At 67.2% G+C, this 18820-nt stretch carries 16 protein-coding genes; 3 read left to right on the forward strand and 13 right to left on the reverse strand.

The features are described from left to right. Nucleotides 1–55: 55 nt before the first annotated feature. From purL to purS, 5 genes are all read right to left on the reverse strand, one after another. A complete protein-coding gene (gene purL / locus IEY68_RS20055; protein WP_189094397.1) occupies nt 56–2386 on the reverse strand; it encodes a phosphoribosylformylglycinamidine synthase subunit PurL in 2331 nt (776 codons plus the stop codon). A gap of 40 nt (nt 2387–2426) precedes the next feature. Continuing rightward, on the reverse strand, nt 2427–3554 hold the full coding sequence (locus IEY68_RS20060) for an RNA-guided endonuclease TnpB family protein (RefSeq protein WP_189094408.1): 1128 nt from the start codon (nt 3552–3554) through the stop codon (nt 2427–2429). A 342-nt stretch (nt 3555–3896) separates the two neighbouring features. Continuing rightward, a complete protein-coding gene (locus IEY68_RS20065; RefSeq protein ID WP_082681115.1) occupies nt 3897–5177 on the reverse strand; it encodes a M18 family aminopeptidase in 1281 nt (426 codons plus the stop codon). A gap of 297 nt (nt 5178–5474) precedes the next feature. Further along, the gene (purQ, locus tag IEY68_RS20070; protein WP_058853236.1) at nt 5475–6152 is read right to left on the reverse strand and encodes a phosphoribosylformylglycinamidine synthase subunit PurQ; all 678 of its coding nucleotides are present in this window, start codon (nt 6150–6152) and stop codon (nt 5475–5477) included. Then, nucleotides 6149–6385 carry a phosphoribosylformylglycinamidine synthase subunit PurS gene (purS, locus tag IEY68_RS20075; RefSeq protein WP_058853237.1) on the reverse strand — a complete coding sequence of 79 codons (237 nt, stop codon included), beginning with the start codon at nt 6383–6385 and terminating at the stop codon, nt 6149–6151. The genes purQ and purS overlap by 4 nt, the downstream gene beginning before the upstream one ends. A 142-nt stretch (nt 6386–6527) precedes the next feature. Here purS and IEY68_RS20080 point away from each other — a divergent pair, with 142 nt between their 5' ends. Further along, nucleotides 6528–7172 carry an MBL fold metallo-hydrolase gene (locus IEY68_RS20080; RefSeq protein ID WP_058853238.1) on the forward strand — a complete coding sequence of 215 codons (645 nt, stop codon included), beginning with the start codon at nt 6528–6530 and terminating at the stop codon, nt 7170–7172. Between the two features lie 139 nt (nt 7173–7311). On the opposite strand, the gene IEY68_RS20085 is transcribed toward IEY68_RS20080, so the two are convergent. The 8 genes from IEY68_RS20085 to IEY68_RS20120 form a co-directional block, all read right to left on the reverse strand. Next, entirely contained in the window at nt 7312–7830 is a 519-nt protein-coding gene (locus tag IEY68_RS20085; protein ID WP_058853239.1) for a MarR family transcriptional regulator, read from the reverse strand. Nucleotides 7831–7941: 111 nt separating this feature from the next. Then, nucleotides 7942–8643 carry a DUF2334 domain-containing protein gene (locus IEY68_RS20090; RefSeq protein ID WP_058853240.1) on the reverse strand — a complete coding sequence of 234 codons (702 nt, stop codon included), beginning with the start codon at nt 8641–8643 and terminating at the stop codon, nt 7942–7944. A gap of 138 nt (nt 8644–8781) precedes the next feature. Continuing rightward, nucleotides 8782–10956 (reverse strand): S9 family peptidase, encoded by a 2175-nt coding sequence (locus IEY68_RS20095; protein WP_058853428.1) that lies wholly within the window; start codon nt 10954–10956, stop codon nt 8782–8784. 82 nt (nt 10957–11038) lie between these two features. Next, nucleotides 11039–11971, reverse strand: a complete 933-nt coding sequence (locus IEY68_RS20100; protein WP_058853241.1) for an alpha/beta hydrolase — start codon at nt 11969–11971, stop codon at nt 11039–11041. A gap of 206 nt (nt 11972–12177) precedes the next feature. Then, nucleotides 12178–12606, reverse strand: a complete 429-nt coding sequence (locus IEY68_RS20105) for an HIT family protein (protein WP_058853242.1) — start codon at nt 12604–12606, stop codon at nt 12178–12180. A gap of 486 nt (nt 12607–13092) precedes the next feature. Beyond that, nucleotides 13093–14520, reverse strand: a complete 1428-nt coding sequence (gene purB, locus IEY68_RS20110) for an adenylosuccinate lyase (protein WP_189094398.1) — start codon at nt 14518–14520, stop codon at nt 13093–13095. A 6-nt stretch (nt 14521–14526) separates the two neighbouring features. Continuing rightward, entirely contained in the window at nt 14527–15165 is a 639-nt protein-coding gene (locus IEY68_RS20115; RefSeq protein WP_058853243.1) for a TetR/AcrR family transcriptional regulator, read from the reverse strand. A 136-nt stretch (nt 15166–15301) separates the two neighbouring features. Continuing rightward, the gene (locus tag IEY68_RS20120) at nt 15302–16417 is read right to left on the reverse strand and encodes a pyridoxal phosphate-dependent aminotransferase (RefSeq protein ID WP_373292993.1); all 1116 of its coding nucleotides are present in this window, start codon (nt 16415–16417) and stop codon (nt 15302–15304) included. A gap of 99 nt (nt 16418–16516) precedes the next feature. Between IEY68_RS20120 and IEY68_RS20125 the strand changes: the two genes are divergently transcribed. Together IEY68_RS20125 and IEY68_RS20130 are read left to right on the forward strand one after the other, a co-directional pair. Further along, nucleotides 16517–17848 carry a M23 family metallopeptidase gene (locus IEY68_RS20125; RefSeq protein ID WP_082681116.1) on the forward strand — a complete coding sequence of 444 codons (1332 nt, stop codon included), beginning with the start codon at nt 16517–16519 and terminating at the stop codon, nt 17846–17848. Between the two features lie 395 nt (nt 17849–18243). After that, on the forward strand, nt 18244–18798 hold the full coding sequence (locus IEY68_RS20130; RefSeq protein WP_082681117.1) for a transglycosylase SLT domain-containing protein: 555 nt from the start codon (nt 18244–18246) through the stop codon (nt 18796–18798). Nucleotides 18799–18820 lie beyond the last annotated feature (22 nt).

Below are 18820 nucleotides of genomic sequence, written 5' to 3' on the forward strand. Positions count from 1 at the left end.
ACCGGCGCCGGAGGGTGGCCCGGGTCACCTCCGGCGCGCCAGCCGTGGTCCGGGGTCAGGCGTGACCGCCGAAAAGCGCGGGCAGAGTGCCTTCGTGCGCGGCGCGCAGCTCGGCCATGGGGACCGAGAACTGGCCCTGGACCTCGACCGAATCCGAACCCTGGTCGACGACACCGATACGCACCCAGGGCAGCTCCCGCGCAGTGCACATCCGGGTGAAGCGGGTCTCCTCCGAGCGCGGCACCGCGACCAGTACGCGTCCCGCCGATTCGGAGAACAGCGTGACGAACGGGTCGGCATCCTCGGGCAGCAGGATGCGGCAGCCGGTCTCGCCGGCCAGGGCGGCTTCGACGACGGTTTGCGCCAGCCCGCCCTCGGACAGGTCGTGGGCGGCGCTGATCATGCCGTCGCGCGAGCCCGCGGTGAGTACATCGGCGAGCAGTTTCTCGCGAGTGAAGTCGACCCGCGGGGGCAGTCCGCCCAGATGGCCGTGGGCCACCTGCGACCAGACCGAACCACCGAATTCGTCGCGGGTATCACCCAAGAGGATCAGCGTCTCCCCCGGCTCCAGGCCGAGTCCGGTGGGGATCCGGCGGTGGACATCGTCGATGACACCCAGCACACCGACCACCGGAGTCGGGAGGATGGCGTTCTCACCGGTCTGGTTGTAGAAGCTGACATTGCCGCCGGTCACCGGGATACCGAGTTCCACACAGCCGTCCGCGAGGCCGCGCACGGCCTGCTGGAACTGCCACATCACGCCCGGATCCTCCGGCGACCCGAAGTTCAGGCAATTGGTGACCGCTTTCGGAGTGGCACCGGTGACCGCCACGTTCCGGTACGCCTCGGCCAGGGCCAGCCGTGCGCCGGTGTACGGGTCGAGCTTGGTGTAGTGGCCGGACGCGTCGGTGGCCAGCGCGATACCGCGACCGGTCTCCTCGTCGATGCGGATCATGCCGGCGTCGGCCTGCTCGGCGAGCACGGTGTTACCGCGGACGTAGCGGTCGTACTGTTCGGTGATCCAGCGGCGGCTGCACAGCTGCGGGCTGGCGACCAACTTCAGCAGGGTCTCGCGCAGTTCCTCGGCGGTTTTGGGCCGGGGCAGGTTGTCCGGGGTATCGGCGTTGAGCGCGTCCTGGTCGGCGGGGCGCCGCACCGGGCGCTCGTACACGGGGCCTTCGTGGGCGACGGTGCGCGGCGGTACGTCCACCACGGTCTCGCCGTGCCAGGTGACCTCCAGCCGCTCGCCGTCGGTCACCTCACCGATCACCGTGGCGAGCACATCCCATTTCGCGCAGACCGCGAGGAAGGCGTCCACGTTCTCCGGAGTCACCACCGCGCACATCCGCTCCTGCGATTCACTCGACAGGACCTCCGCGGGGGTCATATCGGCCGCACGCAGCGGTACCCGGTCGAGTTCGATACGCATGCCGCCGTCACCGGCGGCGGCCAGTTCGGAGGTGGCGCAGGACAGCCCGGCGCCGCCGAGGTCCTGGATACCCACGACCAGCCTGGCGTGGTACAGCTCCAGACAGCATTCGATCAGCACCTTCTCGGTGAACGGATCGCCCACCTGGACGCTCGGCAGTTTCTTGCGGCCGGTCCCGGAATCGTCCCCGGAGAAGGTGTCCGAGGCGAGCACCGAGACGCCGCCGATACCGTCGAGCCCGGTGCGTGCCCCGAAGAGGATGATCTTGTTCCCGGCGCCGGAGGCGAAGGCCAAGTGCAGGTCCTCGACCCGCATAACGCCTGCACACAGTGCGTTGACCAGCGGATTCCCCTGATACGACGCGTCGAAGACAGTTTCGCCGCCGATATTGGGCAGGCCCAGGGAGTTGCCGTAACCACCGACCCCGCGCACCACGCCGTCCAGTACCCGGCGCGTATCGGGCGCGTCGACAGCGCCGAAACGCAACTGGTCCATGACCGCGATCGGACGTGCACCCATGGCCATGATGTCGCGCACGATCCCGCCGACACCGGTGGCCGCGCCCTGATACGGCTCGACGTAAGAGGGATGGTTGTGACTCTCCACCTTGAAGGTGACCGCCCAGCCGTCGCCGATATCGACCACACCGGCGTTCTCGCCGATACCGGCGAGCATGGCCGAACGCATCTCTTCGGTGGTCGTCTCACCGAAGTAGCGCAGATGCACCTTCGAGGACTTGTAGGAACAGTGTTCGCTCCACATCACCGAATACATGGCGAGCTCGGCATCAGTGGGCCGGCGCCCCAGAATATCCCTGATCCGGGCGTATTCGTCGTCCTTGAGGCCGAGCTCGGCGTACGGCTGCGGCGTATCCGGGGTGGCGGCGGCGGTGGCGACCGTATCGACCTGATCATTGACATCCTCCTCACCGTGAACGGTGGGGGTTCTCTGACTCACGACAGAGGGTTCCTGTTTCATCGACGGTCGCCTTCCTGCATCAGCTGCGGGACGGTCTCACACCATCTCCGCAGGCGAGCACCGCAAGCCCTGCGGCGCGTATGTTCTTGGCGGCGTTGATATCCCGATCGTGGGAGGCACCGCAAAGGCACGTCCAATCGCGGACACGCAACGGCAAGGAATCGTTGATCCGGCCGCACGTCGAGCATGTCTTGCTCGACGGATAGAACCGATCGATCGCCACCACTGTGCGCCCGTACCAGTCCGCCTTGTACTCCAGCATGGTGCGGAACTCCGACCATGATGCATCCGAAATCGCACGTGCCAGCGAGCGGTTCCGAACCATGTTGCGCACACTCAGGTCCTCGATGGCGATCACTTGGCTTTCGCGCACCAGTCGAGTCGACAGCTTGTGCAGATGGTCCCTGCGGCGGTCTGCGATCCGCGCATGGATGCGAGCTACTCTCAGCCGGGCTTTGGCCCTGTTGCTGGAGCCCTTTAGTTTCTTCGACAGCGCCCGCTGAGCTTTCACCATGCGGGCACGGTCTTTCTTCTCGTGCCGGGGGTTGCTGACCTTCTCCCCGGTCGATAGGGCGTACAGCGATGTTATCCCAGCATCCAGCCCGATCGTCCCATCGGTCGGGGCATGCGGGGTGATCTTTTCCTCTACCAGGATCGAGATGTGATACCGATCCCCCGAATCCCGGGACACCGTGACCTGCGACGGCTCCGCACCCGCCGGGAGTGGGCGAGACCAGTGGATATCCAACGCCTCGGCTTGCTTCGCGAGCTTGATGCGACCGTCGCGGAAGGTGAAGCAGTTCGCGAAGTAGGTCGCCGAGTCCTTCGACCTGCCCTTCTTCTTGAACCGCGGATAGCGGGCCTGCTTGCGCCAGAACTTGTCGTACGCGCCCTGCAGATTCCGCAACGCCGCCTGCAACGGCCCCTTCGACGGCTCGGTCAACCACTCGGTCTCGCGTTCGCGCTTCCACTGCGTGAGCAGCTTGTCGGACTCCGCGTATGAGATGCGGCGCTGCTCCTGAGTCCAGGCGCGCGAACGTTCCGCCAACGCCCGGTTGTAAACGTAGCGGACGCAGCCGAAGGTTCGGGCCAGCTGTTCTGCCTGCTCGCCCGTCGGATAGAAGCGGTACTTGTAAGCCCGCTTCACCACCTTCGCCGCCACACTTGACACAGTAGCAAGCTAGCGTGCCACAGAATTGATCCGCCACCGCAGCAGTCGACGAGGGGGCCTGTGCGCTAGGTTTTCCGGTCACGAGATGCTGGGATCCTTTCGTGGGTTCGGCGTGCCGGCGCACGGGCTCATGTCCTTCAGGTACGTACCGCAAGTCGCGACTGGTGTACGGCATCGGCGCCGCAGGAATCGGAAAACGGTCGGGGTCGGACCGGGGGCCTCGACAGGGTTGATCCAGCACGAATCTTACGTTCACCTGCGCCGGGTCGTTTGCCGACCCCATCGGGAGCGAGCCGCCCGGGAACCTGACTGCACGACTCAGTTCTTCGGAGCGAGGAAGGCTGCCAGCGCCGCCGCGTAGGCGCTGATATCCGCCGCGCCCATCAGCTCTCGCGCCGAATGCATGGCCAGCTGCGGCGCACCCACGTCCACCGTCGGCATCCCGGTGCGCGCCGCGGTCATCGGGCCGATGGTGGAACCGCACGGCAGATCGGCGCGGTGCACATAACGCTGCATCGGCACCCCCGCCCGGTCACACGCCAGCGCGAACGCACCGGCGCCGACGGCGTCGGTGGCGTAGCGCAGGTTCTGGTTGACCTTCAGCACCGGGCCGCCGTTGATCTGGATCCCGTGCGAGGGTTCGTGCCGCTCCGGATAGTTCGGATGGGTTGCGTGCGCCATATCCCCGGACGCGCACACCGACCCCGCGACCGCCGCCAGGAAATCGGCGCGGCCGCCACCGCGGGCCAGCACGATCCGCTCCAGCACCGTGGGCAGCAGCTCGGACTGCGCACCCCGATCGGATTGACTGCCGACCTCCTCGTGGTCGAAAACAGCGAGCACCGGGACGGCGGCACCCGGGTCCTCGACCGCGGCGCGGAAGGCATGCAGACCCGCGTAGCAGGTGCCCTGGTTGTCCAGGCGCGGCGCGCTGATCAGGTCCCGGCCGGCGCCGATCACCCGGCTCGGAGCCAGATCGTGGGTCATCAGCTCCCAGCCCAGCACCGACCCTGGATCGACCCCGGCGGATTCGGCCACATAGTCGAGGAACGAGACGGGTTCGCTGCCCACACCCCAGATGGCGTTCACATGCCGCTGCGGGTCCAGCGTCACCCCGCGCCGATCCTCGGACAGATGGATGGCCAGCTGCGGCACCCGCAGAATCGGTTCGTCGATCCGCACCAGCCGTTCGGCCAGCCCGGACCCCTCCCGCACGCTGAGCCGACCGGAGATCCCCAGTTCCCGATCCAGCCACGAGTTCAGCCACGCGCCGCCGTACGGTTCCAGCCGTACCAGCTGCCAGCCCGCGACGGTCAGATCGGGATGCTGTTTGACCCGCAGGTTCGGGCTGTCGCTGTGTGCGCCCACCACCCGGAACGGCCCCGCCTGCGCCGGATCGGCCCAGGCCACGAGGGACCCGCCGCGCACGATGTAATAGCGGCCTCCCGCGCTGGGCCAGGGCTGGGTCTCCGCGAGACGGACGAACCCGTGGGCATCCAGATCCTCGGCGATCGTCCGGCAGACATGGAACGGTGAGGGAGACGCGTCGATGAACTCACACAACCCGGCGGCCGAAGCCGCGACAGCAGAACTCGGCATGATGTGACATTAAGCGTGGTTGCCTGTGTCGGGTGCGGGGCCCTCGGTCTGGTCGGCTGTTGCTGAGGAGCCGACAAGGATGAGATCGGTCCCGCAGGTGTGCGTGATACCCGGACCTGCGTTACGCCGCCGATCCGCCGAGAACCCGCGGGTCCACATGCCGACCGAGACTACGAGCAGGTCACATCTCCCCCTTCGCCGGCGAGCGCGGTCCGAATCATGCCGCCCCGTGCGCATCGACTCCCCCACACAGGATCCCGGTACACACCTGTGTGCGCACCGGGATCCCGCGGCGAGTCAGGAAGCGACCAGCGCGTCCAATACCGACAGGAACAACCCCAGCCCGTCATCACTCGGCCCGGTCAGAGCTTCGGTCGCGTGTTCCGGGTGCGGCATGAGCCCCACCACCCGCTTGTTCTCCGACGCGATACCCGCGATCGAACGCTGCGACCCGTTGAGGTTGTCGCCCGCGTAGCGGAACACCACCCGGCCTTCGCCTTCGAGTTCGTCCAGCACCGACTGCGGGGCCTGATAGCGACCTTCCCCGGATTTCAGCGGGACCAGGATCTGCGCGCCCGGTTCGTAGCGGGAGGTCCACGCGGTATCGGCCGCTTCGACACTCAGCCACTGGTCGCGGCAGATGAAATGCAGGCCTTCGTTGCGGGTGAGAGCCCCGGGCAGCAGGCCCGCCTCGCACAGCACCTGAAAGCCGTTGCAGATCCCGAGTACCGGCATACCTTTACCGGCGGCTTCCACGACCGCGCCCATCACGGGGGCGAATCGGGCGATGGCACCGCAGCGCAGATAGTCGCCGTAAGAGAATCCGCCGGGCACCACGACCGCGTCGACGTCCTTGAGGTCGGCGTCCCCGTGCCACAGGTCGACGGCTTCGCCACCTGCCAAGCGGACCGCACGGGCCGCGTCCACATCGTCGAGGGTGCCGGGGAAAGTGATGACCCCGATGCGGGCGGTCACGGGACGCGCACCACCTTCCAGTCCTCGATCACCGTGTTGGCCAGCAGCGATTCAGCGATCGAAGCGAGTTCGTCGTCGCTGACATCGTCACCGACCTCGAGTTCGAAGCGTTTGCCCTGCCGGACGTCGGTGACGCCTTCGAATCCCAGGCGCGGCAGGGCACCGGCTATGGCCTGCCCCTGCGGATCCAGGATCTCGGCCTTCGGCATCACCTCGACCACGACACGTGCCACAGGTTGCTCCTCACAAAAAGGGGGATGAGCTGCGCCCGGCGTCGGCGCCGGGACGCGGATGGGTTACCTGAGCAGCCTAATTGCCCGATGGCCGGACGGTCGCGGCGGGTGACCGAACATATGCAGTACTAGCCTTGCGTGCATGCATGTAGCCCATTTCGGTCACTCCTGCGTACTCGTCGAACTGAACGGGAAGAAGATCCTCTTCGATCCCGGCGCGTTCTCCCACGGTTTCGAAGGCCTCACCGGACTGGACGCGATCGCCGTCACCCATCAGCACGCCGACCATATCGATCCCGACCGGATCGATCCGCTGATCGAGGCGAATCCCGGCGCGCGTCTGTTCTCCGATCCGCAGACCGCGGAGCTGCGGGGCGGGGCCTGGGAGGCGCTGCACGCGGGCAATATCGTCGACCTCGACGGTCTGCGCATCACCGGCGGCGGTGGCCGGCACGCGGTGATCCATCCCGAGATGCCGGTTGTCGACAACACCGTATTCCAGCTGGGCACCGCCGCGAATCCGACCCGGTTCGTACATCCCGGCGATTCGCTGTGGGTTCCGTCCACGCCGGTCGATGTCCTCGCCGTCCCGGCCGCGGCGCCGTGGATGAAGATCAGCGAGGCAGTCGACTACCTGCGCGCGGTGGCACCACGGCTGGCCTTCCCGATCCATTACGGGATCATCGCCGAGCAGGCCTGGGGGGTGTATTTCGGCCGGCTCGACGAAATGCGCAAGGCCGATACCGAATTCACGATCCTGCGACCGGAGGGCGACGCCGAATTCTGAACGCGGAGCCGCTCGGCGGTCAGCGAGTGCGGGTCGACAGGAAGAGCGCCTCGGCGGACGACGCCGGCCTCGTTCGCCGACACCGTATCCCGGTCCCGTCCATCGAGCGTGCACCGGTTCGGCCGACATGCGGCGCGGGTCATCCCGGCTGTGCACGTTCCGCCTCCCGCACCGGGCACTGGGCGTCGGTCGTACACACTCTCCGGTCACAGAGACGGCACACCAGGTCGGCATTGCCGATATCGGAGTGGAGGCCGGTCAGCAGCTTGTCCAGCAGCGCGGCCAGGATTGCGCGTTCGGATGTGTCGAGCGGGGCGAGCACCTGGGTCAAATAGTCGCTGCGGGCGGCCAGGATATCCGCGGCGGCGCGGCGCCCGCGATCCGTGAGCCGGACAGCGATTTCGCGTCCCCGCCCGGTCCGGCGTTCGACGAACTCGCGCCGCAGCAATGTGTCGATCATCCGCGCCGCCGCCGGCTGACTCGAACCCACCCGCCGGCCCAGTTCGGTGCCGCTCAACCCGGGCGATCCCGCCAGCACCACCAGCGCCGCCGCAGCGCTCGCCCCGATACCCGTATCCTCGGTCACCCGTTCGAGCATCAGATCGGTGACCGCCAGGGCCGCGGTGCCGAGCAGGTTCGCGGTCCGGCGATCATGCATGACTCATGCATAACACGGCGATGTGGTTCATCCGGATTCATCCCGGCGGGCCAGGGGTCTCGGGACGAGGAAACCGCCGCCCCACTATCGCCGGAAAGGGGCGGCGGAGCCTCAGGCCGCGCGTACGGCGCGCACCGGTTCCCAGCGGTACACCTCACTGTGCGCACCGTGATAGAGCGCGAGATCCACAGCGTCCAGCATCGCCTGCCGCGGGCCCGGCCGGCCCAGCTGCGCGGCCGAGACCGCCAGACGCAGCATCCCGCCGCGGCGCGCGGTGCGCGCGGCGCCCAGTACCAGTGCGCGACACCACCAGGGTTCGGCGCGGAACCCCTCCCCTATTCCGTACACCCGCCCCTTCTGCACCGCGTTGCGCTCCAGATCGTGGATACCGGTCAACCCGAGCGAGAGCCGGAACCCGAGCTCGGGCAGTGCGGAGATCGCACCGGCCGAGACGTCCCAGCGGGGCGCGGCGAACAACCGGGTACGCAGCCCGACCTGCTCCATGATCCGGTCGGCGGCGGTCAGCCGCAGCAGTGCCTCGTGTTTGGGCAATGCGGCGAATTCGGCCCGGCGCGGTTTGGTGGCTGCCTGGTCGTAGCCGTGCAGCACCACGGCGTCACCGCGACCGCGGCGGCCGCACAGCCAGGTCCGGGTGGTGGGATCGTCGGTCAGCCGGTACCCCCCTTTCAGGCGCGGCGCCACCAGTAGCGACAACCGCACCCCGCGCTGATCCATCTCCTCGGCGAAACCGATCGCCGCGTCCCGAGTGGTTTCCCGGACGCCCGACACCGAAACGAGCAGCTCAGCGTTCATATACCGACAATGACAGGCGCAGGTGTCCATGGCGTGCAGTACCGATGACCTGCGCATGCAGGGCCGGTGACCAGACCGTGCAGTGCGTATGACCGGGCGGCGAACATCGGGATACGATCCGCCGCGCCGCCCGGCCGGCTACTTCTCCCCGAGACCGACCGTGTCCAGCACCCACGCGTACTCGAAGGCGACCTCACGCCATTTCTCGTACCGTCCGCTGACCCCGCCGTGCCCCGCGCTCATCTCTGTTTTGAGCAGCAGCGGCGCGTCGCCGGTTTTGGTGGCGCGCAGTTTCGCGACCCATTTCGCCGGTTCCACGTACAGCACCCGGGTGTCGTTGATGCTGGTGATCGCCAGAATAGCCGGATAATCCTTGGCCTCGACGTTCTCATAGGGCGAATACGATTTCATGTACTCGTAGACGACCTTGTCCGCCAAGGGATTTCCCCACTCGTCCCATTCGATCACGGTGAGCGGCAGCGAGGGGTCGAGGATCGAGGTGAGCGGGTCGACGAACGGCACATTCGCCAGTACACCCACGAAGAGTTCCGGCGCGATATTCGCCACCGCACCCACCAGCAGCCCGCCCGCGCTGCCCCCGTCCGCGATCATCCGGTCCGGCGCCGTGACCCCACTGTCGACGAGATGCCTTGCGCAGGAGACGAAATCGGTGAAAGTGTTCTTCTTGGTGAGAGTTTTGCCGTTCTCGTACCACTGCCGGCCCATCTCACCGCCGCCGCGCACATGCGCGATCGCGAAGACCATGCCGCGGTCGAGCAGCGATAGCCGCGATACCGAGAAGCCCGGATCCATACTCGCCTCGTACGAGCCGTATCCATAGAGCAGCAACGGTTTCGGGCCCTCGACCCGATCGGTGTCGCGCCGGGCGACGATCGAGATGGGGATGCGGGTACCGTCCGGTGCCACCGCCCAGTCCCGGTGCTGCACATAGTCGTTCGCGTCGTATCCACCGAGCACCGGCTGCTCCTTGCGCAGCAGCAGCGCACCCGTCTCCACCACATAGTCGAAGACCTGGGTCGGGGTGATGAACGAGGTGAGACCGAGCCGCAGGGTGGGCTGATCCCATTCCGGGCAGGAGCCGAGCCCGGCACTGTAGAGCTCCAGCTCGAAATCGAGTTCCCGTAGTTCGCCGTACCCGTCTGCGTTCAGCGGCCACACCGCGACCCGCGTCAGTGCCTCGCGGCGATAGCTGAGTACCAGCTGCCCGGCGAAGGCATCGATATCCTCGAGCCGGACATCGTCGCGGTGCCCGATAAGGGTGCGCAGCCGGGACGGATCGTCGGCCGGGGCCTCGGCGAGTACGAAATTCTCCGCCTTCACCCCGTCGACCACATCGTTGTGCAGGACCAGGAACCGGTCCTGTCCCGCCACCACCGCGTGCTCCGCCGAATACTCCACCCCTTCGCGGCGCGGCAGCAGCACCCGGAACTCACCGGTCGGATCGTCGGATTCCAAGACCCAGCCCTCGGTGGTGATCTTGGATCCCACCCAGATCATCAGGTACTTCTCCGACCTGGTGGCACCGACACTCACCCAGTACCGTTCGTCCGGCTCGTGGAAGACCTGCACATCCGCGGCCGAGGTATCGCCGAGCCGGTGCCGCCACACGGTGTCGGGCCGCCAGGATTCGTCGACGGTCTGATAGAAAACGTGGCTGCCGTCCAGCGACCAGGTCGCCCCGGGCGCGGTCCGCGGGATCTCGTCGCCGAGCAGTTCACCGGAGCGCAGATCCATGAACCGCAGCGTGTAGCGCTCGTCGCCGGCGGTATCCACCGAGAAGGCCAGCAGGTTCCCGTCATGACTCACCGAGAACGCGCCCAGCGCGAAGAAATCGTGCCCCTCGGCGAGCACATTGCTGTCCAGCAGGACCTGTTCGCCGGGGATCTCGGTCCCGGCCTCCAGCTGCGGCGGGGTCCAGGCGTCGATGCCGGCGGCGTCCGCGTCGATCGGGCACCGGCAGTGCACGCCGTACTGTTTGCCCTCGTAGCTGCGCGAGTAGTACCAGTGGTCGCCGAGCCTGGTCGGCACCGACAGATCGGTCTCCTGGGTGCGGCTCTTGATCTCGTCGAAGATCTTCTCGCGCAGCGGCGCCAGATGCGCCGTCCGGGCCTCGGTATAGGCGTTCTCGGCCTCGAGATGGGCAATCACCTCCGGGTTCTCCTTGTCCCGCAGCCATTCGTATTCGTCGACGAACCGATCGCCGTGGTGTACCCGCTCGAACGGAACCGTCTTCGCCGTGGGCGCGACCGCCGCGGCGGCCACGTCGGTTACCGAACTACCACTGTCAGCCATGGCCACCACCGTAGCGGCCCACGCCGCAGGTCCGGCGCCACCACCGTCCACGGCTGCGGCCGGGGCGAACCGCACTGATCGATCAGGCGCCGATCGCGGGGCCGATAATCGGCCAGGATGCCTTCAGCTGATCGTTCCAGTACGACCAGGAATGCGTGCCGACCGGGCTGTAATCCACCCGGAGCGGAAGCCCCGCCGCGCGGGCCCGGCGTTCGAAGGAGATCACGCAGGTATCGACCGCGAATTCGATCGGCCCGCCGAGCACGATGTTCTCCGGCAACTGCGGTTTCAGTTCCAGCTCGTGCGGCCCGGGCAGGCCGGTGCCGGTGGACAGGAACAGGGTCTTTCCACGCAGCCGGTCCAGCATGAGCGCCGGATTGTGGGCCGCCCAGTCCGGGCTACCGCCGGGACCCCACATATTGTCCGGGTTGCCGCCCCTGGTCATGATCGAGAACTGCACCGCCGCGGTCGCCAGCCCGGTATCGGGGCAGGCGCTGTACCCGGCGACCGCCGTGTACAGCTCGGGGTGCCGAGCCGCGAGGATATACGCGGCGTGCCCACCCATCGACAGACCGCCGATCGCGTTCTGCCCGTTACCGGCGAAATCACCGTCGATGATCGGCGGCAGTTCCCGGGTCAGGAAGGTTTCCCAGCGATAGTGGCCGAGCGCCGGATCGGCACGCTGCCAGTCCGTGAAATAGCTGGCCTTACCGCCGACCGGGAGGACCACGTTCACATTCTTGCCGAGGAAGAACCGTTCGGCGTCGGTCGCATTGGTCCAGGTGCTCTGCTCGGTGCCCGGATCGAGCCCGTCCAGCAGGTAGTAGCTGGACCGGCTGCCGTCGCCCGCCGGATGCAGTACCTGCACCTGCACGACCTGGTTCATGGCGGGGGAGGCGATGAACACCGCCGAACGCGTCGGGCTGAGCTCGTCGATTCGTACGACTTCGGCCGCAGCGGCCGGAGCGGGCTGGAGAACGGGGAGCCCGGCAGCCAAACCGATCACCCCCAGCATCAGTACAGCTATCCGAAGATATCGCACGTTCGCACCTCCCTAGCCCACCCCGGAAACTAGCTCATGCCCATGCTCACCATTCCGACCCGGTGACAGCGCACATACAGCATATTCACAGCAAACATACTGACTATAATCGACAGACGATCTTACGGGCCCATTTGTTCCCGATCCGTGAAACGACCCCCCGGGTGGGAAACCGCCGATCACTCGCCGCGCTGCAACGCGCCTCGGATGGAACCGGCCAGATAATCCAGATCCGCTCGCGGCGGCGTACGCGGCCGCCCCCGCAAACCGAACCCGTCACCCGGAGTGCGCGGAATGACGTGCAGGTGGACGTGGAACACCTCCTGCCCGGCGGTCACCCCGTCGGCGAGGAAGAAGTTCACCCCGTCGCAGGCGACCTCACTGTCCCGCAGTGCCGCCGCCAACCGCTGCCCCACCTGGAAGAGCTTCCCGCCCAGCACCGGATCGAGTTCGGCGAGTTCCCGGGCCGGTTTCTTCGGCACCACCAGCAGATGCCCCGGCGTCATCGGCCGGATATCCAAGAACGCGAGGACGTCGTCGTCCTCGTAGACCTTGCTGGACGGCGCCCGCCCCGCGATGATGTCGGCGAAAATCGAATACGGATCCATGAGTAGCAGTGTTTATTGGCGGCGCCTGCGGCGCCGCTGGCGGGGCCCTATTAACCCCGGTTCTTCACTCCTTCGCTCAGTCGCTGCGCTCCTTCGCTACGTCGCTCCAGAACCGGGGCGGGCCCCGCCACTGAGGTGGACCAACCGTAGAAGAGAGAAGGACGAGAAAAACATCCGGATCCGGACATTCACGCTGATGCAACCCGCATGCGTCGAGGAAGCCGATAACGGTCCCCTCCGCGACCTGGTCCGCATGCGGACCAGGTCGTCGAATGCCGACGCAACCCGCATGCGTCGAGTCTTACGAGACACCTCGAAGGGGTGAGGCCCGTCGCGCCCTTGGCCGGAGGTGCTCAAAGGTCGCGTTTCTCGGACGGCCGACCGCACGTCGCATGAGCCGAAGGCTCGAGTCTCGAGGCCTGAACGGCGAGACCGAGGGGGCCTCGACCCCGCGACGCCGCAGGCGGCGCCAAAAAACACCGCACGTCAGAGAATCGGTGACGGCGTATACCTGGCCGCTTCCGGGTAGGCGGCAACCAGCTTGCCCACCTGGGCCACAACGTCGGCAACCTGCGCATCGGCCGCACCGATGAACGCCGACTTCTCCGCCAGCGCAGCCTCCAGCGCGGCTCGGTCCAGCGGCATCCGGGTGTCGGCGGCCAGCCGGTCCAGCAGATCCGGTTCGCGCCCCTGCTCCCGCATGGCCAGGGCGACAGCCACCGAGTGCTCCTTGATCACCTCGTGCGCGGCCTCCCGTCCGACCCCGGCGCGGACCGCGGCCATGAGGATGCGGGTGGTGGCCAGGAACGGCAGATAACGGTCGAGTTCACGCGCGATCACCGCCGGATAGGCGCCGAATTCGGCGAGCACTGTCAAGAAGGTCTCGATCATGCCGTCGATCGCGAAGAAGGCGTCCGGCAGCGCGACCCGGCGCACCACCGAGCAGAAGACATCGCCCTCGTTCCACTGCGCGCCCGCGAGTTCGGCGGCCATCGAGCCGTATCCGCGCAGCACCACCTGCAGGCCGTTCACACGTTCACAGGATCGGGTGTTCATCTTGTGCGGCATGGCCGAACTGCCGACCTGGCCCGGCTGGAAACCCTCGGTCACCAATTCGTGGCCCGCCATCAGCCGGATGGTGTGGGCCAGCGAGGACTGCGCGGCGCCGATCTGCACCAGCGCGGACAGTACATCGTGGTCCAGGGAACGCGGATAGACCTGCCCCACGCTGGTCAGCACGCTGCCGAAGCCGAGATGCCGGGACACCTGCTGTTCGAGCGCGGTGAGTTTCGCGGCGTCACCGCCCAGCAGATCCAGCATGTCCTGCGCCGTCCCCATCGGACCCTTGATACCGCGCAGCGGGTAGCGGTCGATGAGTTCGCGCAGCCTGGTCAGCCCGATGAGCATTTCGTCGGCGGCCGAGGCGAAACGTTTACCCAGGGTGGTGGCCTGCGCGGCGACATTGTGCGAACGGCCCGCCATCACCAGCGCCTGGTATTCGGCGGCCCGTTCGGCCAGCCGGGCGGCCACCGCGACGCCGTGGGAGTGGATATGTTCCAGCGACAGCCGGATCTGCAACTGTTCCACGTTCTCGGTGAGATCGCGGCTGGTCATCCCCTTGTGGACGTGCTCGTGCCCGGCGAGGGCGTTGAACTCCTCGATCCGGGCCTTCACATCGTGGCGGGTCACCCGCTCACGTTCGGCGATGGAGGCCAGGTTCACCTGTTCGACGACCCGCTGATAGTCCTCGACCACACCGGCCGGCACATCGACACCGAGTTCGGCCTGGGCGCGCAACACCTCCAGCCACAGCCGCCGTTCGAGCACGATCTTCTGCTCGGGAGACCACAGATGCACCAGCTGCGGACTGGCGTAGCGGGTGGCGAGGACGTTGGGGATCAGGTCTGAGGTCACGTCCGGTCAGTCTAGTGACCGGTAGCGGTCGACCGGCTGGTGCGTCGCGGGAGCGACGATATCGATGACCTCCAGCAGGGCGCCGCGGGCCAGCCGCCGGGGTTGCGGGTCGGATTCGCTGAGCGCGGCGACCACCGCGCCGTCGACCACCGCGACCAGCCTGCGCAGTTGTTCGGGCCGCACGATCCGGTCGGATCGGCGCAGCACATCGGAGAGCAGCTCGTCCAGCTGCCCGCGTAGTCGGAGCTGGACCTCCCGCAGTTCGGGATGCCGGGCCGAGGCGACGGTGCGTTCGTAGCGGGCGATCAACCGCCCGCGGGCCCCCTCGTCCACGCCTTCGGGTCCGATCAGCAGGTCGAGCACCAGGTCGACGGTCGCCTCCGCACCGCGACGGCGGTGGGTCACCTCACCGATCCGCCGCCGCATGGCCTCGAGTTCGGCGTTACCGCTGAACTCGACCGCCCGCGCGATCAGATCCTCGAGGGACTCGAAGTAGTAGGTCGTGGAGGCCAGGGGCAGTTCGGCGCGGGTCGCGACCGAGCGATGCCGCACCGCGTCGAAACCACCTTCGAGCAGTAACTCGGCCGCGGCAGCCACCAGCGCCTGGCGACGCCGTTCACCCTTCGGAGTCGTCGCGGTTATCACCGTGCCATCGTGCCAGTCTTCATCAGTACATCCGTGGGGAATCAGGGAAAGGGGAAATAGCCATCGATGTTTCTACCGCATCCACGCGGTGATGTTGTCGTACTGTGCAAAGTTATTGCCGTGCACGGTATTCGTTTCAGGTCCGGCGCAGGTAGTCGCCGAGGCGGGTGAGCGCGGCCTCGATTTCGGCGGTCGCTCCCGCGAAGGAGAGCCGAATGGTGCGGTGCCCGTTGACAATATCGAAATCCAGGCCCGGCGCCAATGCCACTCCGGTGTTCGCCAGCACGTCCGCGCACCAGGCCATGGAGTCCGCGGTGAGATGACCGATATCGGCGTACGCGTAGAAGGCGCCGTCGGCGGGCGCGAGGTCGGTGATACCGAGCCCGGCCAGCCCCTCCAGCAGGATGGCCCGGTTGACCGCGTACCGGTGCACATGGGCGTCGAGTTCGGTCCGCGCCTCGTCACCGAACGCGTGCAGCGCCGCGTACTGCGAGATCGCCGGCGGGCACACGGTCATATTCGACGCCAGCCGCTGTAGCGCCGGACGCAGTTCGGGCGGGGCCAGCATCCAGCCCAGTCGCCAGCCGGTCATCGAGAAGTACTTCGATACCGATCCGATCACCACGCCCGAGCGGGAGGTCTCCCAGGCCGATGCGGTCCGCTCACCACCGTAGGTGATGCCGTGGTAGATCTCGTCGGAGATCAGCAGCGTGCCGTGCGCGTCGCACCAGCCCGCCACCGCGGCGAGTTCGTCCGGATCGATCATGGTGCCGGTGGGGTTGGCGGGGCTGGCCACGATCAGCCCTTTCGGCGGTCGCGGCAGCTCTTCGAGCATGGCGACGGTCGGCTGGAATCTGGTCTCGGCGCGGCAGTCCAATTCGACGACCCGGCAGCCGAGCGCGGTCAGTGTATTGCGATAGGCCGGATAGCCCGGCCGGGCGACCACCACGGTGTCACCGGGATCGAAGGCCGCCAGGAAGATCAGGGTGAACGCGCCGGAGGAACCGGTGGTGACCACGACATCGTCGGGATCCACCGGGTAGCCGTAGCTCCGGTGATGGTGTCCGGCAATAGCCCGGCGGAGCGCCAGGATGCCGAAAGTCTCTGTGTATCCGAATAATTCGGCATCGATGGCCGTCTTGGTGGCGCGCAGGACCGGCGCGGGTGCCGGTGTCGAGGGCTGCCCGGCCGCGAGACTCAGTACGTCGCCGTGCGTTCTGGCGCGTTCGGCGGCGGCTTTCCATACATCCATCACGTAGAAAGGTGGGATGGTCGAGCGCCTGGATTCAATGGACACAGGACCGACGGTAGAACACCGCATCGGGCGCTTCGACAGCTATGGTCTGCTCTGATGCGCGACAAGACCGGCCGGCAGGCCGACGGTCCGCCGACACAGGACCCCGGGTCCACCGCGTCCGGACGCGGGACCGGGTTCCTCCGCCGACGCTGGGCAATACATCTGTCCGCTGCGGTCCGGCAGGGCGGGCGACCGGCCGCGATACCGGAAGGGGCGCCGCCGCGGATCGCCGACTCGGGCGACCACGGCAACGTCGCCCACTCCGGCCGGCGGCCGGCAACCAGGCCGGGCCCGAAGCGGGAATCCGGGGACCACCGCCCGGGGTCCGAGGTCGAGCGTGAGCCCGAGAGTCCCGACGGCGACGCGGCCGACGAGACCGGAGACAATCCCGGCGACCAGCGGATTTCCCTGGATCGCGCAGCCGCCACCGGCGGCGGTCTCGTCATCGCACCGGGTTGGCGGGAACGCGCCGCCGCGGCTCCTCGCGCACCCGGACTTCGGCTGCGCGGCACCTATCGGTGGATCAGGCGATCAGCCGGGGGCCTTCTGCTCCGGCGGCCCACCCGGGCCGATCTCGCCGGACTCATCGCGCGCCGCCCGTCCACCGAGGAGATCACCACCGCGGCCCGGCGGCATCGGGTACTCATCGGCGTCCTACTGCTCACCGTGCTCCTGGCCGCGGGCGACGGTTCCGCCGGCCTACTGGTCACCGATCGGCCACCGGCGCCCGGTATCGCCTATCGCGTGCCGGTCGCTCATCCGCTGCAACTGTCCGCACCGATCCCGTCGGTCCGCCGCTACCTCGACGCCATCGACAACGGCGAACGCCTGCGTGAACAGGCGGTGGTCGCCGCGGCCGCCCGGGCCACCCTGGACCGCGCCAAGGCCGAGGCCGCGGCCGCGGTCGCCGGGCAGGAGCAGCCATGGATCAACAGCGCGCCCACGCCGGGTGGCCTGGAGGGCGGGATCATCCCGCCGGGCGCGATACCGCCCGGAACCGGCGGTTATGTCCTGCCCGCGCCGGGCACCTTCACCTCTGGTTTCGGCAGCCGATGGGGCACCTTCCATCGAGGTATCGATATCGCGGGCCCGATCGGCACCCCGATCTATACCGTCGCGAACGGCACTGTGATCGACGCCGGGCCCGCCTCCGGTTTCGGTCTGTGGGTGCGGATCCGGCACGACGACGGCGCGATCTCCGTATACGGCCATATGTACGACTTCTTCGTATCGGTCGGCGAACGCGTTCCGGCCGGAATGCAGATCGCCCGCATGGGTAACCGCGGCGATTCCACCGGCCCGCATCTGCATTTCGAGATCATCGTGAACGGTCAGCATGTCGACCCGCAGCGCTGGCTGGCCCTACACGGAGTGTCCTATAACTGATCACCATATCGTGGCAAATGCGCAGAATCCGGAATCGAATTCGCCCGGCCATCACTCACGGCTGCTACCTATATCGCCGTAACACCTGGTACATCGATTTCTCTCAGGAGAATAGAACCTTCAGTTATCGTTCTGTTCAACTTTCATTAACCTTCCGCAACCATTCTGTGATTTGCCAGATAACAAACCGCAAGTGCGTATGTCGCACCGTGATCACTTTCATCCGAATGATCCGATGCGGCGGCTCCGCTCCGGCGCGGTCCACTGTGCCACCGAGCGCGGGCAACTGAATTTCCTCGTTCCACAACACGAATCACAAGAGAAGCAGCGCAACAACGGCGCCGACGGCCATAACGCACGGCGGCGTGGTACCACCGCGCTGTCGGAGCCCTCCCATGCATTTACGAAGACTATTACCCCTCGTCGCCGTTGCCGCCGCCGTCGTCATCCCGGCGCAGGCGCACGCGGACGTCCCCGTCGCGGGTATTCCCGCGGAGTTGCAGGATCCCGCGCGGCAGATCCAGCAGGCTTTGCAATGGCAGCTGCCGCAGCCGCAGCAGGATCAGCTGCAGCAGTTCGTCCAGCCGCTGCCGCAGCCGCTACCCGACGTCCTGCCGCCCCCGGTATTCGCCAACGACCTGGACGGCTGGATCCGCAACGCGCTGCACGTCCTCGGCCAGCGCGGTATCCCGGCCAGCTACGAGGGCATCCACCGCAACGCGCTCCGCGAATCCGGCGGTGACCCGCACGCGATCAACACGTGGGACTCCAACGCCGCGGCGGGTATCCCCTCCAAGGGACTCATGCAGGTCATCGATCCCACCTTCACCGCCTACCACGTGGACGGCACCTCATGGGATATCTACGACCCGGTCGCCAATATCGCGGCCGCCTGCAATTACGCCGCCCATCGCTACGGTTCCATCGACAACGTCTTCGGGGCGTACTGATCCGCGGAACGACCGGACGCGG

It is taken from the genome of Nocardia jinanensis, from assembly GCF_014645735.1.
GTDB classification, from domain to species: domain Bacteria; phylum Actinomycetota; class Actinomycetes; order Mycobacteriales; family Mycobacteriaceae; genus Nocardia; species Nocardia jinanensis.